Annotated in this window: 25 protein-coding genes; all 25 read left to right on the forward strand. The window is 46.5% G+C overall.

Annotated features, from left to right (window positions below; genetic code table 11):
- Positions 1-18: 18 nt before the first annotated feature.
- The 25 genes from tssF to QL234_RS09210 all read left to right on the forward strand — a co-directional run bounded on the left by tssF (position 19) and on the right by QL234_RS09210 (position 26,009).
- Positions 19-1,848 carry a type VI secretion system baseplate subunit TssF gene (gene tssF, locus QL234_RS09090; RefSeq protein ID WP_281557496.1) on the forward strand — a complete coding sequence of 610 codons (1,830 nt, stop codon included), beginning with the start codon at positions 19-21 and terminating at the stop codon, positions 1,846-1,848.
- On the forward strand, positions 1,812-2,861 hold the full coding sequence (gene tssG, locus QL234_RS09095) for a type VI secretion system baseplate subunit TssG (RefSeq protein WP_281557497.1): 1,050 nt from the start codon (positions 1,812-1,814) through the stop codon (positions 2,859-2,861). The genes tssF and tssG overlap by 37 nt, the downstream gene beginning before the upstream one ends.
- Positions 2,862-2,980: 119 nt before the next feature.
- Positions 2,981-3,532 carry a hypothetical protein gene (locus QL234_RS09100; RefSeq protein WP_281557498.1) on the forward strand — a complete coding sequence of 184 codons (552 nt, stop codon included), beginning with the start codon at positions 2,981-2,983 and terminating at the stop codon, positions 3,530-3,532.
- Positions 3,529-4,911: a type VI secretion system baseplate subunit TssK gene (gene tssK, locus QL234_RS09105; protein WP_281557499.1), complete on the forward strand. Its 1,383-nt coding sequence runs from the start codon at positions 3,529-3,531 to the stop codon at positions 4,909-4,911. The genes QL234_RS09100 and tssK overlap by 4 nt, the downstream gene beginning before the upstream one ends.
- Before the next feature lie 24 nt (positions 4,912-4,935).
- Positions 4,936-5,679, forward strand: coding sequence for a DotU family type IV/VI secretion system protein (locus QL234_RS09110; protein ID WP_281557500.1), 744 nt, complete (start codon positions 4,936-4,938; stop codon positions 5,677-5,679).
- A complete protein-coding gene (locus tag QL234_RS09115) occupies positions 5,679-10,094 on the forward strand; it encodes a type VI secretion system protein (protein WP_281557501.1) in 4,416 nt (1,471 codons plus the stop codon). The genes QL234_RS09110 and QL234_RS09115 overlap by 1 nt, the downstream gene beginning before the upstream one ends.
- 33 nt (positions 10,095-10,127) lie before the next feature.
- Positions 10,128-11,273, forward strand: coding sequence for a type VI secretion system protein TssA (gene tssA, locus QL234_RS09120; RefSeq protein WP_281557502.1), 1,146 nt, complete (start codon positions 10,128-10,130; stop codon positions 11,271-11,273).
- 88 nt (positions 11,274-11,361) lie between these two features.
- Positions 11,362-11,997, forward strand: a complete 636-nt coding sequence (locus QL234_RS09125) for a FimV/HubP family polar landmark protein (RefSeq protein WP_281557503.1) — start codon at positions 11,362-11,364, stop codon at positions 11,995-11,997.
- A gap of 221 nt (positions 11,998-12,218) precedes the next feature.
- Complete coding sequence (locus QL234_RS09130) at positions 12,219-12,524, forward strand: hypothetical protein (protein ID WP_281557504.1); 306 nt, start codon at positions 12,219-12,221, stop codon at positions 12,522-12,524.
- A 222-nt stretch (positions 12,525-12,746) separates the two neighbouring features.
- Positions 12,747-13,181, forward strand: a complete 435-nt coding sequence (locus tag QL234_RS09135; RefSeq protein WP_281557505.1) for a hypothetical protein — start codon at positions 12,747-12,749, stop codon at positions 13,179-13,181.
- 153 nt (positions 13,182-13,334) lie between these two features.
- A complete protein-coding gene (locus QL234_RS09140) occupies positions 13,335-13,505 on the forward strand; it encodes a hypothetical protein (protein WP_281557506.1) in 171 nt (56 codons plus the stop codon).
- A 193-nt stretch (positions 13,506-13,698) separates the two neighbouring features.
- Positions 13,699-14,142, forward strand: a complete 444-nt coding sequence (locus tag QL234_RS09145) for an NUDIX domain-containing protein (protein WP_281557507.1) — start codon at positions 13,699-13,701, stop codon at positions 14,140-14,142.
- Positions 14,143-14,239: 97 nt separating this feature from the next.
- A complete protein-coding gene (locus tag QL234_RS09150; protein ID WP_281557508.1) occupies positions 14,240-14,596 on the forward strand; it encodes a nuclear transport factor 2 family protein in 357 nt (118 codons plus the stop codon).
- A gap of 293 nt (positions 14,597-14,889) precedes the next feature.
- Positions 14,890-15,864, forward strand: coding sequence for a hypothetical protein (locus QL234_RS09155; protein ID WP_281557509.1), 975 nt, complete (start codon positions 14,890-14,892; stop codon positions 15,862-15,864).
- 307 nt (positions 15,865-16,171) lie between these two features.
- A complete protein-coding gene (locus QL234_RS09160) occupies positions 16,172-18,367 on the forward strand; it encodes an OsmC domain/YcaO domain-containing protein (protein ID WP_281557510.1) in 2,196 nt (731 codons plus the stop codon).
- 110 nt (positions 18,368-18,477) lie between these two features.
- On the forward strand, positions 18,478-18,786 hold the full coding sequence (locus tag QL234_RS09165) for a hypothetical protein (RefSeq protein WP_281557511.1): 309 nt from the start codon (positions 18,478-18,480) through the stop codon (positions 18,784-18,786).
- Positions 18,787-19,117: 331 nt separating this feature from the next.
- Positions 19,118-19,381: a SymE family type I addiction module toxin gene (locus tag QL234_RS09170; protein WP_281557512.1), complete on the forward strand. Its 264-nt coding sequence runs from the start codon at positions 19,118-19,120 to the stop codon at positions 19,379-19,381.
- A 497-nt stretch (positions 19,382-19,878) separates the two neighbouring features.
- On the forward strand, positions 19,879-21,009 hold the full coding sequence (locus tag QL234_RS09175) for a phosphatidylserine decarboxylase family protein (RefSeq protein WP_281557513.1): 1,131 nt from the start codon (positions 19,879-19,881) through the stop codon (positions 21,007-21,009).
- Between the two features lie 330 nt (positions 21,010-21,339).
- A complete protein-coding gene (locus QL234_RS09180; protein WP_281557514.1) occupies positions 21,340-22,875 on the forward strand; it encodes an AbgT family transporter in 1,536 nt (511 codons plus the stop codon).
- Between the two features lie 167 nt (positions 22,876-23,042).
- Positions 23,043-23,546: a hypothetical protein gene (locus QL234_RS09185; protein ID WP_281557515.1), complete on the forward strand. Its 504-nt coding sequence runs from the start codon at positions 23,043-23,045 to the stop codon at positions 23,544-23,546.
- 60 nt (positions 23,547-23,606) lie between these two features.
- The gene (locus QL234_RS09190) at positions 23,607-24,044 is read left to right on the forward strand and encodes a hypothetical protein (RefSeq protein WP_281557516.1); all 438 of its coding nucleotides are present in this window, start codon (positions 23,607-23,609) and stop codon (positions 24,042-24,044) included.
- Positions 24,045-24,120: 76 nt separating this feature from the next.
- Entirely contained in the window at positions 24,121-24,696 is a 576-nt protein-coding gene (locus tag QL234_RS09195) for a YdeI/OmpD-associated family protein (RefSeq protein WP_281557517.1), read from the forward strand.
- 107 nt (positions 24,697-24,803) lie between these two features.
- Positions 24,804-25,214: an aldehyde-activating protein gene (locus QL234_RS09200; protein ID WP_281557518.1), complete on the forward strand. Its 411-nt coding sequence runs from the start codon at positions 24,804-24,806 to the stop codon at positions 25,212-25,214.
- A gap of 8 nt (positions 25,215-25,222) precedes the next feature.
- Positions 25,223-25,528 (forward strand): hypothetical protein, encoded by a 306-nt coding sequence (locus QL234_RS09205; RefSeq protein ID WP_281557519.1) that lies wholly within the window; start codon positions 25,223-25,225, stop codon positions 25,526-25,528.
- A gap of 73 nt (positions 25,529-25,601) precedes the next feature.
- Positions 25,602-26,009: a GFA family protein gene (locus QL234_RS09210; RefSeq protein WP_281557520.1), complete on the forward strand. Its 408-nt coding sequence runs from the start codon at positions 25,602-25,604 to the stop codon at positions 26,007-26,009.
- The last annotated feature ends 84 nt before the right edge of the window (positions 26,010-26,093 follow it).

The following is a 26,093-nucleotide window of genomic DNA, read 5'->3' on the forward strand; positions in this document are numbered from 1 at the left end:
GAATAAACGGACGTGCAAGTGACCAGTTTATATGAGTATTTTCAAGAGGAAATGCGCTTTTTGCGCACTTCGGTAGCAGACTTTAGTCATACCTACCCGGAAGTGGCTGCCGAGCTCAAATTAAGCGCAGGCCGCTCTGCCGATGCCGATGTCGAGCAGCTGTTGCAATCCTTTGCTTATATGACCGGACAATTGCGCGGCGATCTGCAAAAACAAAGAGATCAAATCCCCAACCAGTTGTTGCACAGCCTCTATCCCAACCTGATCCGCTCTTTGCCCTGTATGACAGTATTAAAGGCCAATGTCGAAAACGACGGCGCCAACTTTATCAACGGTTATACCCTGGAAAAAGGCCGGCAGTTTATCGGCAAGGCCAGCCGTGTGGTCAAAGGCGGCCAGAGCGAGAGCACCGACTGCCAGTTTATCAATTGCTACCATACGCCGATGTGGCCCTTTGATGTCGATGAAATCAAGGTGTTGCCGAAAAACTACTTTGCCTTTCTCGACCAGCGCACCGATGTCCAGTCGGTGATCTCGGTACAAATTGCCAATACCGGCACCGAAGCCTTGCATCAATATCCGCTGGACAAGCTGCGTTTTTATATCGGCGATATCAGCCAGCGCATTCAGCTCTACCGGCTGCTGGCCGACCGCCTGGTAGGTTGTGCGGTGCGGGTCAACGACAAGGTGGTGCTGCTCGATGATGCCGGCAATAAAGCCGACAGCGCCATCGAGTGGCTGGGATTTGGCCGGGAAGAAAATGTTTTACCTGATGATGCCGGCAGTCACAGGGCTTATCGCCTATTACAGGAATATTTTACTTTTCCCGAGAAGTTTTACTTTTTTGAAGTGACCCGGCTGCTTGAGAAGCAGGCACTAAACGGTGCGGTGGAAAGCTTTGAAATCCTGTTTTTATTGGATGAAACCAGCAATGCCATCTCATTAAATAAAAGTAGTTTTGAAGTCAATTGCTTTCCCGCCATTAACCTGTTTGCCCGCTCCTTCAAACCGGTGCAGCTCAAACAAAACCAGCATGAATACCGGCTGTTGGCGGATGAGCGTTTTTACCTGCAATCGGAAGTGCACAGCATCTCTGAGGTGCGCAGCATCGCTTTTGACGGCAAAAGCAATACCGTCAGTGCCTGGCTCGGCACCAATACCAAACCCACCGCCAACCAGTATTATATTACCCGGTTAACCCAGCTGTTGACCCCGGGTGAACGCGGCTGCGATACCTTTTTATCGATTTATGATGCCGACTTTTCCCCAAGCCAGCCGATAGACCAGACCTTAGTGGTCAAAGGCTGGTGCAATAACCGCCGCTTGCCGGAAGCACTCAGGGTCGGGCAAAAACTGCAGCTGGTGGGAGCCGGTCCTATGCTCAATGCCGATGTCGTAGAAATGCCGAGTAAATTTAAAGGGGCCAGCCTGGACGGGGAAAATAATATCAAGTTGTTATCCCAGCTGTCGCTGAACCTCAATGCCTTGGGGGAGGGGGAGAACCGGCTTGAGCTGCTGCGCCAGTTGCTGCGTTTATATTGCGATCCCAACGCCGTTTCCCATGCCCGCCAGCTTGACGGCTTAACCGGCATGGAGTCTAGTGCCGTGGTAAAACGCATCGGCAGGCAAATGTGGCGCGGGCACTGCCGCGGTACCCGGGTATCGCTAGCCATCAATGAGGATTATTTTGACGGCGCAAACCCCTTGTTGCTTGGTGCGGTATTAAGTTATTTCTTTGGTTTGTACACCAGCTTAAATCATTTTGTCCAGCTGCAACTTATCAGCGATAAACGTGAAGGAGTGTGGAAGCAATGGCCAGCGCGCATTGGCGAACAGGTTATACTGTAGCCGATCTATACACCAAAATAGACGCCGACTGGTCCTTTTACCAGCTGGTTCGGCTGCTGTTGCCTGCGCGCGAGGCGGATGAACATCTGCTTAACCTGATCCATCAATATATCGACTTCAATGCTTCCAGTGCACAGGACTTCCCGCCGGGAGAGATCCGCGAAGTCAGACAGGCAAAAGATGGCAATGGCGAACAGGCAAAAACACAAATCATTTGTAGCCGTTATAACATCGCCGGTTGCGGCGGGCCTTTGCCGGAAGCCTTTGTCGAAATGCTGCACGATGATATCACCGACGGCAAAGGGGCGATGCAGGACTTTATCGATCTGTTTAATAACCGTATCCAGGCGCTGAGGTATTTGATCCGCGCCCGCAGCGATCACACCCTGGCCAGGGCCCCGGCGCAAAAAACGGAAAGCGGACGGTTTTTATTATCGCTAAGCGGCCACTTAAGCGAGCAGCAAAGGAAACTGCATCACCAGGGCAGCGATACCTTAATCGGCCTGGCGGGAGATCTGGCCAATACCCGCATGACCTTGCCGACCATGACCAAGTTATTTGCGATCAACTTTAATCTGCCGCTGATGGACATGAAATGTTTCCAGGGGCGCTGGTTAAGGGTGGAAAGCAGCGATCATACCTTGCTGGGTCAGGCCAATCATCGTCTCGGGGAAGAAGCCACCCTGGGACGGGATATCTGGGATCAACAGGCGGTGTTTGAGCTGGTGCTGGGTCCTATGCCTGCTAACAGGTTAAATCAGCTGGTGCCCGGCGGCGAAGAGCATGACAAATTGCGCTGTCTGGTCCAGTGGATCAGCGATATCCGCTGTGACTGCAAGATCACTCTGGTGTGCGATCACAGTATTGGCTGCGCGGCGGTATTAAGCCAGGAAAAACAAGTAAGCAATGTCTTAGGGTTCGGCTCCTGGCTCTCGAGTGAAAAAGCCGATGACGATAGCACCAAGGCATTAGGCGACAGACGGGTGAGCTTTATGCTCAACCTGGTGCACTAAAGCTCAAATAAAGAGCTCAGATAAAGTTCAGGTTGAGAGAAAGCTTAGCCGGACAGATAAAGGTTCTTTTTGCATTGACCTTAAACCCATATAAAAAATAAAAGCAGACGGAAAAAACAATGAATTTTGAGGACAGGTTCACCATTAGCCAAAACGGCTTGCCGCCGTTTTCTTTGCGCCGCACATGGCTATATCCGGCATTGCTGTGCGCTTGCCTGGTTTTGCTTGGCGGCTGTAACAGCATCAATCAGGCACTGAGCAAGGTGGTGCCGTTTTACAGCTATGATAAAACCACCATATCCGATATCAGTATCACAGCAGACGCCGACAGCAACAATACCGTGCCGGTGGCGATAGACTTTGTTTTTATTTTTGACGACACGGTTACCCCTGTCGTGCAAAACCTGAAAGGACCCCAGTGGTTTGCCAATAAAGCCGGTTTATTGCTGCAGTACGATAAAAAAATGACCCTGGCCCATGTTGAAATCGTCCCGCTGACGGCAAAGCACAGTATCGACTTGCCCGATGGCTATGATGATGCGGTTAAGGTGCTGATGTTTGCCAATTACATTGATGTCGGCGGCCAGGTCATTGCAGATCTCACCTTGTTTGATGAAGTGCTCATTACCCTGGGCAAATCGGCCTACCAGCTAAAAGAGTTGAACCCATGAACAATAAAGCGCGCACCCCACAATCGATCTGCTGGCATGAAGGCATGCTGTTATCGCCGCAGCACTTTCAGCAAAACCATCTTTACTGGGAAGCCCAGCTGCAGCTGCAAATGCTGTCCATCGCCCAGTACCGCTGGGGAATAATGGCTTTATCGCTGGATGAAGGCCAGCTGCTTGAAGGCAAGGTAGACATACGGCAGTTAAAAGCCGTGATGCCGGACGGTTTATATATAGATTACCACGCGCAGCATGACATGGCGCTGCAGCTTGATTTGGCCGACAACGAAGCGCTGGCAAAAAATAAAGCGGTAAAAGTCCACCTGACCGTGCCGATTCGTGTGCCCGGTAGTGCCAGCGAAAGTACCGACATCCAGCGTTTTAATGTCAGCGATGGTCAGCCGGTCAAAGATGACAATACCGGTGAAGGTGAAATGGTGCTGCAATACCTGCAGCCGATTTTGTCCCTGCAGGCAGTCAATAAGGTGAAGGAGCAGTATATCTCGCTGCCTTTGCTGGAAATAAGCCAGGTGGACGACGGGCAATTTTCCGTTACCGACTATTGTCCGCCGGTTTTTGGCATCGGCGGCGATAATTTTTTAACCTTCAACGATTTTATCCAGACCCGTAAACCGCTGCAGCACAAGTGCCAGGCGCTGGCCCTGTCCCTGAGGAAAAAGGCGCGGCAACTGGCGGGGTTTTCAGAAGACGGCGAGCAGCAGCTGGGCAGCCGTATTACCGAACAGCACAGCGTCTGGATCCGCGCTATGGTGCAAAACCTGGCGGAACTTGAGCTGGTCAGTGACAACGACAACAGCTCTCCGTGGGAAGTCTACCAGGTACTGGCACGCATGGCAGGGGGGATCAGCATACTTGATCCCGGCCGAATGCCGCCAAAACTGCCCCGTTACGATCATAAAGATATTTTACCCAGCCTTGCCTTTGTCCTGGATTATATCGGCGAGCAGGTCAACCGGGTTAACCTCAAGTACACCAGCATCGCCTTTGACGAAACCCGTGACGGCTTCTTCACCCTGACGTATGACAAGGCTTGGGCGGGCCGTGATTTATTGATAGAGCTTATCCCCAGGGAAAATACCAGTCTGGCGGAGCAGGAGCAGTGGCTTAAAGCCTGCCGTATTGCCTCGTCGACCTTACATAACGATTTAAAAACCAAACGGGTATTGGGAGCAGAAACCGCATCCCCCGACCCCGAAGACAGCTCGGGCGTTACTGCCGCCAGCGGCCATGGGCTTTTCTACATCAAGAAGAATAAGGATTATATCAAGGTGGGCCAGACCCTGGTATTAACCTGTACCAGCGGTAAATTAAAAGATTTTCAACCTAAACGTATCGTATTGCATTTGCCCCATGAAGCATAGCAACCAACAAGGAAAGGCTGAGTCATGAAAGCTGAAGCAATTAATCTGGTGGCCCTGATGAGCCAGTTTTACCAGCAAATAGCGACGATAAAAATCTGGATCCGTGAAGGCCAGCTCAATAACGAGGTGATGGCAATTTTAAAGCTGGATAACCTGCCCAGCGACAGTGAAACTGCCTCAGCCATCAGTTTGCTGCTGGGACAGTGGCTCGACAGAAAACAGCTGGAATATCGCTATAGTTTAACGGACCGGGAATTGTATATGTTGGACAAGGCCTGTTTTGCCATGGTGTCACTGGCGGACGAGCTATTGATCATGGATCTGGACTGGCCGGGTAAGGCGCATTGGCACCAGGTGCTGCTGGAGCACCAGTATTATCAAAGCTGCTCTGCCGGTGCGGTGTTATATCAGCATATGGACGAATTGCTCAGTGACGGTAACTATGACGACCTTGAGCGGCAACTGGCCGCCTTATACCTGTTAGTACTGCGCCTGGGGTTTTTCGGACTTTATCGCGACGACGAAGAGCAGCAGGCCTATTACCGCAAAAAATTATTTAATATCGTCAACCGCGGGCAAAGTGATGAAAGTGTCGCTATCAGTAAAGAAGCCTACCAGCAGCAACTCGTGTCGGAGCAGGAGCAAAGATTGGCACCGCTGGCTAACTGGTACCGGGCGATCACTTATGGCGTGGTGTTTTATCTGATTTTCGGGGCAGGCCTGTGGTACTCCCTGACCTGGAGCCTTAACCAATGGATGGGCGGCTAATGTCATGGCTCAGTGAAGTCTTTACCGTTATTTTGGCAAAGCTTGGCGCTTTTTCGGGGGCAGCAATGAATTTGTCGGCGAATGCCGATATTGGTTCGTTAATCGAGCAGCTCAAGCAGAGGTTTAATGAACTGCTGGCGCAGCTCAGCCTGTTGGCGCTGGAGCTCAAACAGGCGCTGATGGACCGATTGCTGCCCATGGTGGAGCAGCTCAGGCCCATCTGGCAAGATCCGCTGTGGCAGGCGCTGGCATTGATATTATTGGCAGTATTGGCGCTTTTACTGGTGTTATGGCTGCTCAAAAGCGGCAACCAGCTGCTGCAATATCTGTTTGGCTTGTTGGTTGCCGGCCTTAAAAAGGGCTTTGCCTGGCTATTGGCACCGTTTCGTTTGCTGTCCGAGTGGCTGGGCAAGTTCAGCAAGGCCAAGCGGAAAAAATCGCGCTGGCAATGGCTGCACCTGGGGCAGGTGCGCCGCGCCGTCAATGCCATGAAATACCTCACCACCAAGCGCGACTGGCGCTATAACATGCCCTGGTTTTTGCTCATCGGCGAGCAGGGCAGCGGTAAAAGCGCGCTGATCAAAGCCGTAACCAAGGGGCGCCGGGCGCAGCTGCAGCCGAGGGAGAAAAAATTAAAAGATCCCGGCAGCGGCTGGCACTTTTTTGATCATGCTGTGGTCATTGACCAGGACAATAAACCTCCGGGCTGCAACGCCGAACTCAGCGATCCCCTGGAGCAGGAAGCCTCAAGCTTTAATGAACCCGAGCTGAGCCCGCAGCAAAGAAACAAACGTTTTAGTTACCTGATCGAGCTGTTGCACTGGTATCGACCGGAAAGACCGGTGGACGGCATTATTTTAACGGTATCTGCCAAGACCTTGCTTAAATGCCGTGAACCGGCAACCTTACTGGCACTGGGGGAAGACTTATTCCAGCAACTATGGCAGGTACAAAAACAAACCGGCTTTGTGCTGCCGGTATACCTGATCGTTACCCAGTGCGACGGCATTGAAGGTTTTGAGGCCTTTTGGCAGGCACAGCCTTTAGCAAGGCGGGATGAAATGATCGGCTGGTCTAATCCCTACCGGCTCGACAGCGCCTTTAGCAAAGACTGGATCAACGAAGCGCTTCATCAGGTCATGGAAAATCTGCAGGCGGCCCAGTTGCAAGTGGCGGCCAGCGGCCAGGAAATAGGTGATATCGACCGTTTTATGTTGTTCCGCCATAATTTCTGCGCTTTATTTAAGCCGTTAAAGGCTGTGATCAGCAGTGCTTTTGCCCGCAGCAGTTTTCAGGAAGCCTTGCCGCTTAGAGGCATCTACTTTAGCGGCGCGCTGGAAAATAAGGTCAGCTTTGTCAATGATGTGGTCAACCGCAAAATCTTCGGGGAAAAACACCTGGCCTTTCCGCTGGAGCAAAGGTATTTTTCCACCCAGAAAACCCTGCGCCGTTTTCAACTGGGATCGATGGCGGCAGCGGTATTCCTGACCCTGTTGCTGGTTTTTGACGGTATCCGCTTTAACCTTTATACCGATGTGGTGCAGGCCAAGTTGCGTACCCTGGTAAGCGCCGAGCAGGATTGTACCCGCGAAGGACTGGACAGTTACCGCTTGCTAAGCGATCTCACCGAGATCAGCGAACGGCCGCTGCTGATGTCGATGCCTTTGTCCTTGTTTGATATTCAGGCACACAAAGAACAGCAACTTGTTGCCAACGATTTATTTAATAAAATCCTCTTTGCCGGTCTGGAATGTCGGCTGAAACTTAAGGCGCAAACCTTAAGGCTGGAAACGGAAGAGAAAGATGTCGGACATAATTACCGTAATGTCATCACCGACATTACCACCTTCAGCCATCTTTTGCGGGAATACCAGGTAAATCGTGAGCGCTTTTTAAGCCTGGCGGAGCCGGTCAGCAATCCCCATGGCCTGGGCAAAAAATTTAAAGCACTGTTAAATTATCTTTATGATCGCCCGGTGCCTGAGGCGGTGGATACCAGTGCCAGTTTGATCACCGGGGGCCTGGTGCTGCTAAATTACAATGTCGACTGGGACGAAAAAGACCGCAGCCTGATCAGCCGGGATAAGTTGCTCGGTCATCTTGACTACCTGACCCAGACATTGCGCAGCGAATTATCCGAATACACCCAGCAAGTGCCCTTGGTAAAACTGCAGGAGATCAGTGAAAAAGTTCAGGTATTGCCTGCCGATAAAGTGCTGCCGCCGTCAAAACTGGTGGATAACATCAATGAATTTCAACTCTGGCTGGACAGAACCAAGAAAGACTGGCTTTCAGCCACCGCCTTTACCAGTCCCTGCGGCAATGTCTACCAGCTGATGGGTCGGCTGCGCCAGGAGTTGGTGGCAGTAGGGTTTGATAAAGACCGCTTGGCGGTGATGGTGGAGCGCTTTTCCGAAAAAAGCTGCGATCAAGAGGTCAGGCACAAACTGGCAGATCTCAATGTGCCGCCATTTGGCCCCTTATTTATCAAAAATAACCAGGGGCGGTTAAGCTTCTCCCCGGCAATAGAAGGTTTAGCCGAGCAAATAGAAGCGGCTAAAGCATTAACTTACATGAAAAGCCAATATGCCGCGGTGTCAGACGCGGCCGAGCCAGTCGTTGCCTGGGAAGAAAGCACCTTGCAGGAACTGCTTAATAATCTGCTGAGTTATCAGGAGTTTCTTTCCCGCTTTAGCCAGGAACAAAAGCCGTTTTTCAGCAATGCCCTGAACCGGCGTTTGCAGCGGGTGACAGAGCGGCTTTTGAGCGAAGCCATGGTGCGTCCCTATGAACAAGCCCCGTCGAGTTATCTTATTGCCGATCCGGCAACGGCGACCGAAACCTCATTAGGCAAGTCGGTGGCAAGCTTTAAGGGGGTTAGCAGCTTGCTGCTGCAAATTAACAGTTTACTCAAACAACTGGGGGATAGCGGCAATGCCATACGTTTGCAGCAGGTCAGCCATACTTTTGCCCTGGAGCAACTAGAGCAGCTGGAAAAACTGGTGGCCCAAAACCAGTTATACACCCCTGTGCTGACGCCCCGTTGGGACAGTCGAGATTTCGCCCGTATTTTATTTAACCTGGACACAGACAAGCAAATTACCAGTTACCTCACCAATCAGCGGCAAAGGCTGAGTTATTTGGCTTATAACTATGCCGAGCCGTTGATTGGTTTTTTACAAAACAGCTCAGGGTTAAGCGATAAACTGGCGCAGCGCTGGTTTTATACCTTAAGCGATCTTGGCCGCTATCAGCGTAATGAACCTGATAATCAGGCACTGGCGCTGGAAAATTTTGTCAGCGAAACCCTGGCGGGTTTAACCACCAGCAACTGCTATGATAAAGCGGCATTTGATAACCAGGCCCCCAATACCGGCTGGTTTGTCACCCGCAGAATTCAATTGCAGCGCCAGGTGAGCGTGCAATGCCTGGACGCCGGTGACAAGGAAGTGATAGACCGTTACCTGGCGATACGGGACAGATTTAACCAGCAGCTTGCCGGCCGTTTTCCCTTTAGCTCGGTTGATAAAGCAGGCATAAGGGATGTCAGCAGCAAGCAGCTGCAGCGCTTCTTCAGCTATTACCGCCAGGCCTCAAAAAACCTGCTGGCAGATATGAACACCCTGGATAAACTGCAACAAGATAAAGGTGCAGCTAAACCAGCAACTGAGTCTGCCGGTGCCGCAACCACGGCAAAAGGTGCTAAAACTTCAGATGCACAAGCTAAGTCAGATCAGCAGGCTAAAAAACGTACTTCAACAGAGCCGCTACCGGCTTCCTGGCGGGAATTTATCAGCCAGATGAATACCATCAGCGACTTTTTCAGTCAAAGCTGGAACAGTAAACAAAAACAATGGCAAGTACCGCTGACCATAGAATTTTCCGCCTTGCCGCAATATGCAAAAGGCAGCGATCAAATCATCAACTGGCTGCTGAAAAGCGGCAAGCAGCAAGCAAGTTTTCCCAACGGTGACAACTTGCTGTTATGGCAGGTAGGTGAGCCGTTAAGCCTGGATTTGCGCTGGGCGACGGGCTCGGCGTTTAAACCGCTGATGCCCGAGCAAAGCGGTGATTTGGATACCCGGGTAAATCCTCCCTTGATGGTGGATCAGCAGCAACTGAGCGCCACCTTTAACAGCCAGGGTAACTGGGGCTTATTTGAATGGCTGGCCCGCTATGCCAACAAAGGCATGAGCGGTTTAAAAGCCAGCCGCCAGGATGAAACCTTACTGGCATTTCAGGTGCCGGTGCAGTTAAAAACTGCGCCCGAGCCGGGCAAGCAAACGAAAAAGCAGGCTTATTTAAGCCGCTCGAATTTATTGGTTTGGGTAGAGGTTACCGACAAGCAGGGGGATGCGAAAAAGCTGCCTTTGCCGGGGGTTTTACCTGCCCATGCCCCGGGCTTTAATGATTAACCGCCCAGTGAACGAAGGACAAATGGTGCCAAGATGAGATTAGCAACAGCAGAGCAATCACCAGATGAATATATCCAGCATTATTATGGCTATACCTTAACAGAATTACTGGCACCTATAGGTAAGGAGCAGGTAGGCGAGTCGGTACGTCATAACGGGGTGTATTTTAACATCAAGCAAGCCCGTGAGTCTGATGATCCGACATTGCCGATGGGGGTATGGACCCATGAATTAAAAACCGCCGACTGGCAAAAGGTAAAAGAACTCGCCCTGGAAGCCCTGGCAGAAAAAAGTAAAGATCTGCAGCTCGGTGTCTGGCTATTTGAAGCCAGTATTCATCTTAACGGCTTTGCCGGCATAGCACCGGCGGCGTTACTGATAGAAGCATTATGTGAAAAATACTGGCCCAATATGCACCCGGAAATGGTGGATGGCGATATAGAATATCGCACTAATGCTTTAAACTGGCTTAATAAAAAACTGCTGCCGGTTTTGGGATTAATTCCTATCACCAAAGCCCAGCTTGACGGCGAAGAATATTGCTGGAACGACTGGGAAAGCGCCTGCCATTACGACAAATTAAAAAATCAGCAACAGGTAGACACCGAATGGGACGGGGCGACCCCGCAAAGCATTAAACAGCGCCTGGCGGCGACATCGCCGGATGAATTGCTCAAGCTGGTTTATCAGCTTGAAGACGGTTTGCAGGCATTAAATCATTTGCAGGAGTGGCTGGACAAGTGTTGCGGCAATGACAGCCCTAATTTGAGTGATATCAGCGATTTGCTGCGTCAGATTGATGACATGCTCAGTAAAGAGCTTACCCGCCGCGGCATATCCCTGGCCAGGGAGACTGAAAAAGAGCTCCTTGCTGCCGGTAAAGGGGAGGGGGATGCTGGCGATGCAGGTGCGGGGCAGGACGACATGGGCAAACCCGGTGGCAGCGGCTCGGGAGATGGTCCGATTCGAGATCGCAGCGATGCTTTTATTTGCCTGCGCAAGGCGGCAGAATTTTTAATGCAGGATGATCCTCATAGTCCCGTACCTTATCTGGTGTATACTGCCTGTGAGTGGGGGGAAAAGTCTGCGCCGGATCTTTATCAGGAATTGTTTTTGGCCAAGGGCGGGCAATTGAATATTTTTGAAATTATGGGATTGAATGTTGAGCGGGAGCATTGATGTTAGAAGTATTTTTTAGTTAGTTAAGCCTGCTGTTTAGGTCATTATATTTTAATCGCTGTAAGCAGTATCTTACATAAGGTGAAACATGATAAAGAATAAAGTAAATGCTGCTAGTATCAGCATTGCTACCGCACTTATATCAATTGATACTCCTAATTGTCTTGGGCATCAACGTATTTGGCCTCACAGAGATGAGTTTATAGAAGAGCTACTTAATAAATTGCGCGAGTCACTAATCAATGACCACGGAATTGAATTTGACGTTGTAAGTATTGAGCCGGGAAGCATCAATATTCGCCTTCAAATTACGGCATCAATTTTTGCAATTGTTGCGGCAACTGCAACGTTCATGGATACAGAAGCAGCTGAAGTCGTTCGTGAGAAACTTGAATATGTAATTAGTGAATACATAATTCAAAGCGATTACAGTGAACCATGCAATGTACACATGCTAGGATTTGCGAAAAGAGGTTTATGTTACGGCCCAGTACAACAGGGGGATACTCTCACTTCAATTGCAGAAGCATTAAACCCAAATGGTGTTACCACCAACCAAACTTTAATGGCACTATATAAATATAACCCACATGCGTTTTACGATGAGAATATTAATAACTTGCATGACGGAGTATTTTTATCACTCCCCAAATCGCCAAAATATCTTAGTAAGAATCATGCAGATGAGCAGGTAGAATTGCATAATGAGAAATGGCGTAAATAGATATAGCAATCAAAATTCACGCGATAGCAACCCTGGCTAGACCCCAATAAATGTCTTGGCGAACAACGACAGCAAGCTAACATATTTCACTAACAGCTTATTCATAATTACTAATACTTACCACTTATTCGTGGTGGCTAGTCTTGGCCTAATTTCATTGGTTGTTTTGCAATATTAGGCTTTTTATCATAGATGGTATAATCAGATAGTTTGGAGGGGTTATGTTAATTTCAATTGTTCTCATTTCTATTTGGGCATTACTTATGTTTCGTTCAGGTGTTGCTGAATATAAGTATTATCAATCGGTAAAAACTCTTGAGCCGGAGATATGGGAAAAATTAGGCTCTCCAAAGTTTTTAAAGATCCCTTTAGTATTTATATCCCCCAAAGGTTCAAAGCTTTTACGAGGCATTTCAAATAACGCTATATGTGAGCTTGCACATAGACACCGTCAAGCTGGCATTCAATTTTTGTCGTATGTTGTGTTGGTTTTAGTGGTCAGCATTGTATATTTCAAAGTTGCCTAACAGTACATGCAGGATATCCAAAACCAGGCTGTGACTGGCCACGTCACATCATAGCGAAAGCTTGCTCATTCATTTAAGGGCGATAATCATTATGTTTGGATTCGCACGTTAACGAACTAGTGCCGCAAAAAGAAATCCAAGTTTGGTGAGAGTACTTATAACAAGACAAATTGTCCGCAACAGCGTACATTACCTTTTCCCATGAATTAGCATCATAGCCAGATGAAGAAAATTTTAGTTTTAGCCATAGCTGCCCTTATTTCCCTTTCAAGTAAAGCCGATACATTAAAGCCATTCGTAAGTGATGGCTGCAGCGCCTTTCCTGATGGCACGCTTGAACAAAACGAACTATGGCTGTCTTGCTGTCATCAACATGATTATGACTACTGGAAAGGTGGCACCTATCAAGATCGCCTGGAATCGGATAAAGCTTTAGAGTCTTGTGTGGCTAAGGTTGGAGAGCCCGAAATAGCATTGTTAATGCTGGCTGGTGTAAGGATTGGCGGCACCCCGTTTTTACCGACCAAGTTCAGGTGGGGTTATGGCTGGCCATATCCGCGCCTTTACGGGAAACTCACTGAATCTGAGCTTGAGCAAGTTAAAAATTTAACAGGTCAATCAAGTTCGGCTACAGAAAAGCAGGGACAGAAGATGTAACAAGAGCGCCCCTTTTTTCTGTCGTTGATATCACTCCCAAAGGTAAATAAAAAGCCTTTTTGCTGTTTGACTTTTAACCACTTTGTTCGTAGTTTTATTGATGTCTGTGTTAATAACAGGCATCAACAATTAACAACAAAAAAGGACTTAGAGATGAAACTCAAACTAACAAAAGAAAAATTAAAAAACCTCTCTAAAGATGCGAAATCGCTTCCCGTAGGTATGACACCACAAGTCGGTGGCGGTAACCCCACCACATATCAGTTGACGGATGCGCCGGCATGTAGCTGGACCGACGGCAGGCATGCCTGCAAGGAAATCTAAATTTATTCAGCTGCGTTGAATTGAGCCTCATTTCTATGGGGCTTTTTATTGATTGTTTCTTAATTAAACATCCACCCGACAGCTTGACCAAGAGATATTCAAAAGACAAATATCCATAGGTTTTTTACCTGGTAAAGTGTAATCTGGCGTTTTTATGCCGCTTGATATGGCGCTATGTTTCAAGGGAAGTTAAGTGAAAAAATATGTAGCGGGATTTCTGTTCTCAAAAGACTCCTCCCATGTCGTTTTAATACAAAAACTAAATCCGCAATGGCAAAGAGGTTTATTTAATGGTGTGGGTGGAAAAATAGAAGAAAATGAATCGTCTTGCGATGCCATGGTTAGAGAGTTTGCAGAAGAAACGGGGGTTACCATAGCCAAAGAAAACTGGACTTGTTATACGCAAATACATCGCCCCGGTTATTATGATTTAGATGTTTACTTTGCACATTCAGATTTTGCTTTTGAAGCGCGTACCATTGAAAAAGAACAAGTTCATATATTTAAAGTGAATGAGTTACCCGCTAACCTTATTCCAAACCTTAAATGGTTAATACCGCTGGCTTTGGATCAGCAGGCAGACTTTTCAAATCCATTCTCACTGAGAGAAATTGCTACCGAGCGGACCGAAGCGTAACAATATAATAAATAAGAAAAATAATCACTGGCCGTTGCGCATTTAAACAACTATCATTTTTCTACTCTAAAAACTTTAAACTCAATAGGGTTGGATCATGAGACCACGAAAAATTGTAGCAGCATGGGTCGAGGCATTTAATAAAGCTGATGCCGATCTTATTTCAAATTTTTACAGTGATGATGCAACCAATCATCAAATTGCTGACGGTGAGGTTGTCGGCAAAGAAGCGATTCGGGCCAAGTTTGAGCAAGAATTTTCGACAGCCGACATGGTTTGTATTATCGAGAATATCTTTGAAGATGGCGAGTGGGCGATATTGGAATGGAAAGACCCGCTTGGCTTACGCGGTTGTGGTTTCTTCCATATAATAAATGGCAAAATTCATTTTCAAAGGGGCTATTGGGATAAGCTGTCATTTTTAAAGCAGCATGGTCTGCCAATTCCTCAGTAATATTAAGTAGCTAAGGCCTGATAAGCTTGGCAAGCGGGGAGGTGCTGAAAGTATGGTTTCACTACAACGCTGTTGCTTCCAAAAACCAACTATCAACCCATTCTGAACTGTATGAATCACATACAGTCTAGCCTTGCTATATACTTTTATCTGGTATATAAATTTTTTGTACCGATTTGATATCACTATTAATTCTATCAATGCGCTTTACACAAGGATGTCATCAGTAAATATGTGTACTAAGCATGGCAGCTGTTTGGGCTGTTCAATTACTTTTCCTTATAGGAATAAAAATGGACTTATTAACAAGATTATTACCGCTTGCGGCAATTTTAACCCTTTCTTTTAACACCTCGGCTGCGATTGGAGATATTATTTCCGTCAGTTACAAAGATGCAATAAGAACGACGACAGAGAAATGTAGCTGGGTGGAAACCTCAGGATACTTTTATGCAAGACTTATTGGTACAGAGGAATTTATATGTACTTCTGACTATACCGTAAGCACATCACCTGGTGAAGTTTATAGCGTTGCCTTTAATTATGGCAATAAAGGAGGTTGGGCTGATCACTTTGCAACAAATGTTGTGATCCGTATGATCTATTTGGATGCTTCTGGTGTTGAACAATATGAAGATATTACTGTCGACCCCACTCAGTGGACGTATGGCTTAGGGCCCGTTATCGGCAATTATGCTAATTTAATCCGGGTTTCTGTTCGTGCAGTTCAATATAATGCAAAAACATCCTCAGAAAACCTTTACTTAACTGTTGTGGATTTACCGGCAGATAATCCAGATGCCCTTGAACCACCAGCACCTGTCACACCGACAATTTCGCCTAATGTAGGGGAGGTCTCTTGGTTTTATAATAGCTTTGCGGCCGAGCTCTCTGGCTATATTCCGGTGATGGGACAGTGGATTACAAAAGATGATTATCCTGAGCTTGTATATGTGGTTGCTGAAGGTGATGAATCTGTTGAACAGATTCAATTACGAGATTGTCGAGGTGAGTTTATTCGTGCCAAAGACTTAGGTCGAGGTGTTGATGCTGGCCGCGATGGAGAACACCAGGGAGACGAACTGAAAAGCCATAATCACAATATTGTACATGCGGGCTATGGTGGCTCTGGAGCATTTGGGTTTGAATCGGGAACCGGTTCTTATGTTCACCCAACAGAATATACCGGTGGTTCGGAGACACGTCCGCGCAATATAGATTATGTGTGTGCTATTTACCCTGGCCAACCTGCGGTAACACCCCAGTAAATCTAAAATCTATCTAACACTCTAGTTTGCGAACAAAGAGATATTAAAAAGGCCGATAATTTCGGCTTTTTTATAATTTCAATATCAGACTTTATAACTTTCGATAATATTTAGGGCTTAACTGCTACAGCCATGCCTCTAAAAAGCACCTATTTCATCAATTAATGCAATTTACCCAAGACTATTGCCGCAAAAACAAGGATAATCCCCCAATTAAGATCAATCCGCTAATTGGCAGCCGGCAAAAACCTTAAACACCAGGTTTGAAATGCTTCCGATTGCAGCGTACAACTTCGGAAACCGTTCGATGGAAATCAAAGTTAATTATCTCGACAACCTTAGAATTGAAGCTAAGTTTGACGAATTTTCTGTTATCGCTGATCAGCCGATCCGCTACAAAGGTGATGGCTCGGCCCCCAGCCCGTTTGACTATTTCCTGGCTTCGTCCGCCCTTTGTGCGGCTTATTTTGTCAAGGTCTATTGTGCGGCCCGCGATATTTCTACCGACAATATCAGGCTTTCGCAAAACAATATTGTTGACCCTGAAAATCGCTATAACCAGATTTTCCAAATTCAGGTAGAGCTACCGGAAAGCATTTCTGAAAAAGATCGCCAGGGCATTTTAAGATCCATCGATCGCTGCACCGTGAAAAAAGTAGTGCAAACCGGCCCCGAATTTAAGGTTGAAGCGGTTGAAAGCCTGGAAGATGACGCACAGGCGATGCTGATGGGGCACCCGGGAGAGGATGCCAGCACTTATATTCTGGGTAAAGATCTGCCGCTTGAGAAAACCATCGCCAACATGACCGGCATTTTGGCCGATCTTGGTATGAAAATCGAAATTTCTTCCTGGCGCAATATAGTGCCAAACGTATGGTCGCTGCATATTCGCGATGCCGCTTCACCGATGTGTTTTACCAATGGTAAAGGCGCAACCAAAGAGAGTGCGTTGTGCTCGGCATTAGGCGAATTTATCGAGCGCCTTAACTGCAACTTCTTCTACAACGACCAGTTCTTTGGCGAAGAAATTGCCAACAGTGATTTTGTTCATTACCCGAATGAAAAATGGTTTAAGCCGGGTGAAAATGACGAATTGCCGCAGGACATTTTAGATGACTACTGCCTGGGCATCTACAACCCGGAAGGTGAACTGCGCGGCTCACACCTAATCGATACCAACTCAGGCATGGTAGAGCGCGGCATCTGTTCGATTCCCTACGTACGTCACTCCGACGGAAAAACCGTATATTTCCCCTCTAATCTGATTGAGAATTTATTCTTAAGCAACGGCATGAGTGCCGGTAATAACCAGCATGAAGCGCAGGTACAGTGCTTGTCGGAAATTTTCGAGCGGGCAGTGAAAAAGCAGATCATCGAACAAGAAATTGTGCTGCCGGATGTGCCGATGCAGGTGCTGGAAAAGTACCCGGGCATTTTAGCGGGCATTAAGGGCTTGGAAGAGCAGGGCTTCCCTGTGGTGATTAAAGATGCTTCATTGGGCGGACAGTTCCCGGTGATGTGTGTCACCTTGATGAATCCGAAAACCGGCGGAGTATTTGCCTCTTTCGGTGCTCACCCCAGCTTTGAAGTGGCGCTGGAGCGCAGTTTAACCGAGCTGTTGCAAGGCCGCAGCTTTGAAGGCTTAAATGACGTACCTAAGCCAACCTTTAACAGCATGGCAGTGACTGAGCCGGAAAACTTTGTTGATCACTTTATCGATTCAACCGGCGTGATCTCCTGGCGTTTCTTTAGCGCCAAGCATGATTATGAGTTCTGCGAGTGGGACTTCTCCGGCACCAATGCCGAAGAAAACGAAAGCCTACTGGCTATTTTAAAGCAGCTGGACAAAGAAGTGTATATTGCCGAGTTTAATGAGCTTGGCGCCAGTGCCTGCCGTATTCTGGTGCCGGGATATTCTGAAGTATATCCGGTTGAAGACCTTATTTGGGACAATACCAACAAAGCACTGCATTACCGTGAAGATATCCTCAATATCCATTCATTAAGCGACGATGCCCTGGCAAGTTTGGTGGAGCGTTTGGAAGAGAGCCAGCTGGATGTTTACATTGATATCCGCACCTTAATTGGTATTGAGTTCGATGAAAATACCGTATGGGGCCAGCTAACCATTCTTGAGCTGAAAATTCTTATCTACTTGGCATTAGGTGAGCTTGACCAGGCCATTGAACTGGTAGAAGAGTTCCTGCAGTATAACGACAACACGGTAGAGCGCGGTTTGTTCTATCAAGCCGTTCATACCGTACTTGAGATAGTGCTGGACGAAGAACTGGAGCTGGAGCACTTTATCGACAACCTTGGCAGAATGTTCGGTAAAGAGAACATGGAGAATGTCGTTGGCTCGGTAAGTGGTGAAATGAAGTTCTTTGGCCTGACCAAAACCAGCATGAAGCTTGAAGGGTTGGACAAACACCTGAGACTGATTGAAAGCTATAAAAAGCTTCATCAGGCCCGTAAGATCATCGCTCAAAACTCAGAAGGTTAATGGTGTTAAAAGCCGATCTCCAATTGGGGTGATCGGCTTTTTATCGTGGCAAACTTACTTAAGTAAATATCTGTACCTACCTTGTATTGTCCGTTGTTAATGACATATAAATGCCTGAACCTGAAAATAAAATTCTGAAATTTACCCTTGCGCTGTCGCTATTAAGCTTTGTGATATTTTTAATCGCTGCTGTTATTGTTGATAGCCAGAGCTTCGGGCTCTATTCGGTTGCTTTTATGTTTATAACGTTTGGAGGCCATAATTGTTTATCCTGGTATTTTAAAGAAGACATAGGGGTTACTGCCTGGTTAACAATTAAGGCGGATTCACATTGGTTTGTCAGATTGTTCGGGCTATTTTCTTCATTATTTTTTCTCTTGTTGGGTTTGCTCCTGTTCATAGGCATTTATAGACAATAGCCGATCAGCAATATGTTTTTGCTCATGATATGAAAGTACTCTCAGGTGCCTTGTAAAGGCGATAACGTAATGTTTTCCATAGTGTTTAACTCTGTGTACAGCAATCCATACAGTATGTGTAAGTAAGCACAAAACTAAATACAAGCACAGCCTGATTTATCCGCCCAAAAGGTCTTTATTTAATAGTGCGATCCACCTTTGTAAGGAGAGCACCACTTCCAGTACCTTCAATAGTCAACCGCTGCTATTTATGCAGCAAGCAAAGGCGCAACCCCTGAGTGCTACGACACCCAGAGGTCGCTAACCACAACGAACTTCCGAGGAGTACGTCATGGCTGAATGTCATCATACGTCAGAGCTTGGCTCGGCAAAAGTAAAATATCCCATTTATCGGCAACTTACCGTGCAAGAAACCGTTTGTTGTACGGCTTCGAAAACCCGCGGCATAGGTATTAACTATGTGCCGGTAAAGCTTGAACCTTGCATAGTGCTCAGGGGAAAGTGGCTTAAGCTGGCCGGTTTTCCCATTGGGCAAAAAGTTAGTATTGCGGTAAATCAGGGTGAACTTCTCATCAGCCCTAAGCAGGATAGGTAAATAACGGAGAAATAAATCGGCCAATAACGGTCAAATAAAAGCCAAGCTGTGTGCAGGCGCAGCAGCTTGGCCACAAGCGGTTCGCTGTTCAGGCAGATGTCAGCAGTTGGGCACATCGTATTAACTGTCTGGTGTCATGGAGTTTTTTCTTCCTCATACTATAATTCCTTTGCAATACATCAATGGAAAATGAATGGCTTAAGATTTCTATTTATATCTTTAAGCATTATAAGGGAGAAGGTTTATATGAGCAGTTTATACAATTCAGCCAAAGCGCTACCATACCCAAGCAGTTATAGACACGGGTGGCTTCCTGAGCCCGGAAGCGAAAGTTGGTTAAAGTTTCATGCGGAAGTGAGTGAAGCAGCCGGAACAGTCGAAACAATTCAGGGAGATGAATGTTGGATCGATCCTACCGTGATAGCGTTATTCGAATATCTTACCAATGATCCTACAGTGTCTATTTAATGACTACGGCCTGCCGCCAGAATACAACTATGCGGGATACCCCAGATTTAGATACGGATGGTGTACCGATCCCTTTGATTCCTAATGCTGCTTTCTTCGCACTTGTGTGCAATTATCTGCTGACCTGGTGGCCCCGTTACATTAACGATGACCTTGTTGGTCTGCCTTTTTCCGGGTTCACCGTAGGAATTGATCCAACCTTACCCGGCTCTCAGCTTTTGGGACTGCCTGAGTTTAATCAAAAGATGGGAGCGGTGTTGAACAAATGGCATGAATTTCTCGGCACAGCAGCCTCCGCACAGGGATTCTCTGTAGAGGGAGAGCAATGGTTGTCAAGAAAAGCTAAAGCTTCTTACCAATTTGACCTGTGGAAGAAGGACAGCCCAACGCTTCCTTACTGGTCATCCTGGAATTCGTTTTTTACGCGCCAATTCAAAGATCCTGCCAGCGCTCGTCCTATCGCCGCACCTGACAATAACCAAATCGTAAATTGTCCCAATGACGGCTCCTTGTTCCGCTGGGATTGGCAGGTGAATAAGGATGACACTTTCTGGTTCAAAGACATGAACTACTCGTTGCGCGATATCCTCAGCTCTCCGCTGCCGGAGCAACAGAGTGTCATTGATGAATATGATTTGCCTTCACTCTTTGAGGGGGGATACGTGTTCCAGACATATCTCAATCCTTATAATTTCCACCGTTGGTGGGTGCCGGCAAACGGTAAGGTTTTGTTTGATCCGATCAGTATTCCTGGAGCCTATTTTAATAAGCTCGTTCTGCCGGATTTTGGCGGTGCGACAACGGCCTCATTACCATATCTTGCTGAAGTCAATGCTCGTGGTTTGATGGTGATTGAAACCCCTGATTACGGTTATATTTGCTGCATTCCCTTGGGCATGAGCGAAGTGTCAACGATTACGTTCAATGATCAGATGACAGCAGGGGCTACCGTTACCAAGGGCCAGGAAATGGGGATGTTTAACTATGGCGGCTCTTCTTTTGTTATTATTTTCCAAAACCTTCCAGACAAGCAGCTTGTCTTCATGGACGATCAAGGTAATCACTACCCGCAACGTCCCGAAGGGGCAACGAACAGTTCAGGAGCAGGGGAGAATGTAACCAATATTGGCTCACAAATCGGTGTTTGGTTTTCACGTTAAGAGCCTGTGGCAAGTGGTATTGCTCAGCTATGGTTAAGTAACCATCATATGGGTCGTTGCAATCAATTTTAATCGGGTAAGGGCTGGTATCTAGCCAGCTCTTACCACAACACCCTGTATGCAGGTCCGTACAGGGCGTTTCATTTAGGATAGTAAGTTAATTCCCATGCTGGCTAATGGGCGATTCCATTGTTCTCTCATATTTAGTCATGCTAATCAACCCGACTCCATGAATTGATAATCTTTACATAAACCTATAATTCCTCTTTTATTTTTCGATATGTTCGTTAATATCGATAGAGTGAAATTCAATCAAATTCGGGGCTCAACATGGACGCAAAACCGTCAAGGGTGCAGCGCATTCTTAATCGCGTAGAAATAATTGGTAATCGATTGCCAGATCCTGCTGCATTATTTGTTTTTTTATTGTTCTTAGTATGGGGCTTATCCTGGGCACTGTCCGGCGTCAGTTTTGAAGCCGTCGATCCAAGGTCTGGCCAAGGAATACAGGTAATCAACCAATTGAGTGGCCCGGCCCTTACCCAGTTCTTCTCCGTCATGGTAAACAACTTTTCACACTTTCATCCCGTTGGTGTGGTTTTAGTTGCCATGCTTGGTATTGGTGTTGCCGAATATAGTGGCTTTATCAACGCCGGACTGCGGGCAATCATGGCCAAAACCGCCACTTGGCTTTTGACTCCTATGGTGATTTTAGTCGGTATTGTCAGTCATTCGGCGGTAGATGCGGGCTATGTATTGGTAATTCCTCTTGGTGGCGTAATATTTTATGCTGCAGGTCGTCACCCCTTAGCGGGGATCGCCGCGGCCTTTGCCGGTGTATCGGGCGGATTTTCGGCAAACTTTGTTCCTTCAGCGCTCGACCCCATGTTGCAAGGCATATCGCAAGCGGGTGCTCAATTACTAGACCCCAATATTTTATTAAACCCATTGAATAACTACTATTTCACAGCGGTCTCTTCAATTGTCATCACATTGCTTGGCTGGGCGATTACCGACAAAATTATCGAACCTAAGTTGACAGAAAATAAACTCGATGGCGATCTCAGTGAATTGCCAACCATGGAGCCATTACAGCAAGAAGAGCGTATGGCGTTGCGCTGGGCTTTACTTGCCATAGTAGTTGGCACTGTGGTTATGGTGTTTAGTGCAAGTGTTGAGACTTCTCCCTGGCGAGATGCAAATGGCTCACTCACGTCTTTTTCGTCGCCGTTAATGAAATCCATTGTGCCATTAATTTTCTTGCTGTTTTTCATCCCTGGCCTGGTGTATGGCATTGCCATAGGGAAGATACGCAATTCAAAACAAGCCATTGAAGGCATGAGTAAAGCCATGTCGAGTATGGGATATTACTTAGTCATCATGTTTTTTATTGCTCAGTTTATTTACGCGTTTGGGCAATCTAACTTAGGGGTGTTATTGGCGGTTGAAGGTGCAGAGTTATTAAAGGCTATGGCGCTTCCTGCGCAGTTCACCATCGTCGGTATTATATTTCTTACGGGGTTCATTAACTTATTCGTCGGTTCGGCTTCCGCCAAATGGGCATTGTTAGCCCCGATATTCATCCCTATGTTGATGCAGCTAGGCATCTCACCTGATTTAGCACAGGCTGCCTACCGTATTGGCGACTCCAGTACGAATATCATAACCCCGTTGATGCCATACTTTCCCTTAGTTGTGGTCTATTGTCAGCGCTATGTTACCAGCTCGGGGATTGGTACTTTAACGGCGTTGATGCTGCCTTACTCTGTCGTGTTTATCGTTGTCTGGAGCTTATTTTTATTACTCTACTGGCAACTTGGCCTACCGCTTGGTTTGCAAAGTAGTTACGAATATTTTGCTAATTGATTTGGCCAAGTCAAACCTAACTTGTTCAATATTATGCGAGTTATATAGTTTCAATAATTGAATGAGTAGAAATGCAAGATGGGGCGCTGCTCCTTGTGAGTAAGAGGCATTTATCACTGCCCCTAAATTGGCGCTATGCGCTCTGCTTGAGTCGCGAGGTATATTCAGTGAGAATCACATTAGCTTTAGCGATCAATGTATTAATGCTTGTGCTCACCTTTTTGTTTATGAGCTATATGTATATTGCAATTTTGATCGCCATTTCATTACTTGTATGGTTTTTTTACTTTTTATGGCGTCGCCAGCAACTTGTACAGGAGCGGGTTGAAAGAAAAATAGTAGGACAGAAAGTCATCATGCCGACAGAGCATATTATGTTCAGAGCTATAGAGTCATCCGGCTATTCTCAAGCAAGTGGTATGGGTTATATCGCACTCACTGAAGATTTACTGTATTTTGAGCTTATTCTTCTTGATCTGGCCATTACAGTGCCAACAGCAAGGCTTCAAGGTGTAGAGTTTGTTCGTCGTTTAAAAGGTGTTTCACCTGTTAGGAAAATGCTGCGTATCATGTTTATCAATGAAAATGGCGAGGACGATTCCATAGCGGTTAATGTTAAAGATATGGAGCATTGGAAAAATGCAATCTCAGATATTTGCAAAAAGCCTTAATAAGTGTAGCCAACGGGTTATTTTCTCCGCAGCTGTATGGGTTAGGGGGCTTGGATAAGTATGCGATATTTTATCTTAATGACATTAATTGTTACTTTTTGGGTAAGCGCTCATGATCAGCAAGTGCTTAGTGAGCAAAATGTCATTGAGGTTCACGAGGCTGATAATAAGTACCTATACGAATCATGGAAATTTGAATTAGAAAATATTGATTATTCCAATGGCATTGATTATCAAGAAGCGAATATTATTATCAAGAACTTTGCTTTCACACCTAAGGCTGCCAGTTGTGGTGCTACCGGTATCATTGTCGATTATGGCGTGTATTGGAAAGTAGCGACATATGAAGGCTTTTCCGCGATTCCAGGAAAATCAATATTTATTCATAAAAAGAGCGGTAAAATGTCTCAAGACGGTAACGTTTTGTTTTCCCATCCAAATAAAATGAAAATGTCGTATTCAGAAGGTACTCATCTGGATATTTCCGTAGTAAAGTAGCCTGATGAATTAAACCGGCGGGTTCGTTACACGCTCTCCGCTGTTCAAAGCATTATGCCAAAGAGAATCTATTTTCATGCCTGACCCCGATTTAGCGAAAATTATGACCTTTGTATTGCCGGAAGATCTTGGCCGGTGGCTCGAGGTAAATCACGCTACCGAAAATGAACTGTGGGTGAAGATCTTCAAAAAAGGGACCGGGATCCCAAGCGTGACTTGGGACGATGTTGTGGTTGAGTCACTGTGTTGGGGTTGGATTGATGGCATCAAGAAGTCACTTGATACCCAAGCCTATATCCAGCGGATCACTCCCAGGAAAACACGAAGCAATTGGTCGAAGAGGAACAGAGAACATGCAGAGCGTCTGATAAGTGAGGGCCGGATGCAAGAGTCCGGGCTCGTACATGTGCGTTCTGCCAAAGAGGATGGTCGCTGGGAGAACGCCTATGCGGTAAGTGAAATGACAGTGCCTGCAGATTTTTTAGCAGCACTTGAAAGCAAGCCGAAGGCGCAACAGTTTTTTGAAACGCTTACTAAATCGAGTCGTTATGTTATCGCCTACGGGTTAACCAGTGCGAAGAAACCCGAAACCAGGCAGAGGCGATTTGAAAAGTTCATGGCCATGCTTGCCAGCGAAGAAAAGCCGACCTAGTCTGCAAAAAACGAAAAGGCATAACAAAACCAGTCAATCCAAGCTCCGCGTATAGATATGCTACGGGGCAAACGTTATATGATCTAAGCCATCGGAGATAGAAATATATGGATTATTCAAGTACCTGTAGTTGTGGTAAGGTAGCGATTAACATTTCACTGCCCAAAAATATTGAGGAGTACGAACCAAGAGCATGTGATTGCGATTTTTGCACCGCAAGAAATCTGTCATATTTATCAGATGCGAATGGTCAGTTGAAGGTTTATCACTCAAATGAACTTGAAGCATTTAAGCAAGGCTCAGAGCAAGCTTCATTTTGGCAATGTTCATCCTGCCATGACTTGGTTGCTGTCACTTGTGAAATTGATCACCAAACAAAAGGGGCAATAAATGCACGCATGTTTGAGCAGCAATATAATTTGAGACCTGCGGTTTGTGTATCACCAAAAACTTTGGCTCCGGAAGAAAAACTTAAGCGTTGGAATACGGTTTGGTTAAAGGTTGAGTTTTGTGATTAGTACAAAACATGACAACAGCATTCATTAGCAAGTGGCAGCAATTCGCATTTTCGCAGCGTTTCATGCTGCAAATTATAGCAAGGTTGTTACAGGTATTTTTATCAATGGGTATACTTTTAATTTTAGGGAGCCTGCTCGGTGGAGTTGCTGTAGGATTGTTATTTTCTACCGTTTATACCGTGAAGAAATATCGGAAAGGTAATACAAAGAACTGGTTATTTCGTTTTCTATTTTCATTCTTAATTTCCGGGGTGATTGCATTTGTCATTTGCGCCATTCTACTCGGGTATATTATCGCAAAAAACGGACCTTAAATCGTTCACACATCATCAATCAAAGCGGCTTCCGCGCTGCTTACTTGTTTAAATCTATGTTTAGGGAAATAACATGAATTCAAAAAAAACCGGCTCTTGCCTTTGCGGTAAGATAAATTTTGAGATAGCAGGGGAGTTTGACAATTTCTTTCTTTGTCATTGCCAATACTGCCAAAAAGATACCGGCTCGGCCCACGCCGCCAGCCTGTTTTCAACCAGTGCCAAGCTAAACTGGTTATCCGGGCAAGATAACATCCAAACTTTTAATCTGCCCCAAACCCGGCATGTAAAAAGCTTTTGCTTAACTTGCGGTTCGGCAATGCCTAATATTCAGATGGATGGCCAATTACTGGTGGTTCCTGCCGGCAGCCTGGATGATGACGTGTCGATTCAACCCAATGCTCATATTTTCGTTTCCAGCAAGGCTAACTGGGACAATAACTTAGAACAGCTCACTAAAATCGAGAAATTTCCTTCGTAACAACCTAAGCCCGGTAAACTTACCGGGCTTGTCCTACAAGATTACTTCCTCCCGAGAGGCGGGCAGGCATCGGAGCCGAGAACA

Source organism: Thalassomonas sp. RHCl1 (assembly GCF_947387555.1).
GTDB lineage: Bacteria > Pseudomonadota > Gammaproteobacteria > Enterobacterales > Alteromonadaceae > Thalassomonas.

Coding starts and splice junctions, on each gene's coding strand:
- tssG (WP_281557497.1), top strand. CDS start 1,812: ATGGCCAGCGCGCATTGGCGAACAGGTTATACTGTAGCCGATCTATAC.
- QL234_RS09100 (WP_281557498.1), top strand. CDS start 2,981: ATGAATTTTGAGGACAGGTTCACCATTAGCCAAAACGGCTTGCCGCCG.
- tssK (WP_281557499.1), top strand. CDS start 3,529: ATGAACAATAAAGCGCGCACCCCACAATCGATCTGCTGGCATGAAGGC.
- QL234_RS09110 (WP_281557500.1), top strand. CDS start 4,936: ATGAAAGCTGAAGCAATTAATCTGGTGGCCCTGATGAGCCAGTTTTAC.
- QL234_RS09115 (WP_281557501.1), top strand. CDS start 5,679: ATGTCATGGCTCAGTGAAGTCTTTACCGTTATTTTGGCAAAGCTTGGC.
- tssA (WP_281557502.1), top strand. CDS start 10,128: ATGAGATTAGCAACAGCAGAGCAATCACCAGATGAATATATCCAGCAT.
- QL234_RS09125 (WP_281557503.1), top strand. CDS start 11,362: ATGATAAAGAATAAAGTAAATGCTGCTAGTATCAGCATTGCTACCGCA.
- QL234_RS09130 (WP_281557504.1), top strand. CDS start 12,219: ATGTTAATTTCAATTGTTCTCATTTCTATTTGGGCATTACTTATGTTT.
- QL234_RS09135 (WP_281557505.1), top strand. CDS start 12,747: ATGAAGAAAATTTTAGTTTTAGCCATAGCTGCCCTTATTTCCCTTTCA.
- QL234_RS09140 (WP_281557506.1), top strand. CDS start 13,335: ATGAAACTCAAACTAACAAAAGAAAAATTAAAAAACCTCTCTAAAGAT.
- QL234_RS09150 (WP_281557508.1), top strand. CDS start 14,240: ATGAGACCACGAAAAATTGTAGCAGCATGGGTCGAGGCATTTAATAAA.
- QL234_RS09155 (WP_281557509.1), top strand. CDS start 14,890: ATGGACTTATTAACAAGATTATTACCGCTTGCGGCAATTTTAACCCTT.
- QL234_RS09160 (WP_281557510.1), top strand. CDS start 16,172: ATGGAAATCAAAGTTAATTATCTCGACAACCTTAGAATTGAAGCTAAG.
- QL234_RS09165 (WP_281557511.1), top strand. CDS start 18,478: ATGCCTGAACCTGAAAATAAAATTCTGAAATTTACCCTTGCGCTGTCG.
- QL234_RS09170 (WP_281557512.1), top strand. CDS start 19,118: ATGGCTGAATGTCATCATACGTCAGAGCTTGGCTCGGCAAAAGTAAAA.
- QL234_RS09175 (WP_281557513.1), top strand. CDS start 19,879: ATGCGGGATACCCCAGATTTAGATACGGATGGTGTACCGATCCCTTTG.
- QL234_RS09180 (WP_281557514.1), top strand. CDS start 21,340: ATGGACGCAAAACCGTCAAGGGTGCAGCGCATTCTTAATCGCGTAGAA.
- QL234_RS09190 (WP_281557516.1), top strand. CDS start 23,607: ATGCGATATTTTATCTTAATGACATTAATTGTTACTTTTTGGGTAAGC.
- QL234_RS09195 (WP_281557517.1), top strand. CDS start 24,121: ATGCCTGACCCCGATTTAGCGAAAATTATGACCTTTGTATTGCCGGAA.
- QL234_RS09200 (WP_281557518.1), top strand. CDS start 24,804: ATGGATTATTCAAGTACCTGTAGTTGTGGTAAGGTAGCGATTAACATT.
- QL234_RS09205 (WP_281557519.1), top strand. CDS start 25,223: ATGACAACAGCATTCATTAGCAAGTGGCAGCAATTCGCATTTTCGCAG.
- QL234_RS09210 (WP_281557520.1), top strand. CDS start 25,602: ATGAATTCAAAAAAAACCGGCTCTTGCCTTTGCGGTAAGATAAATTTT.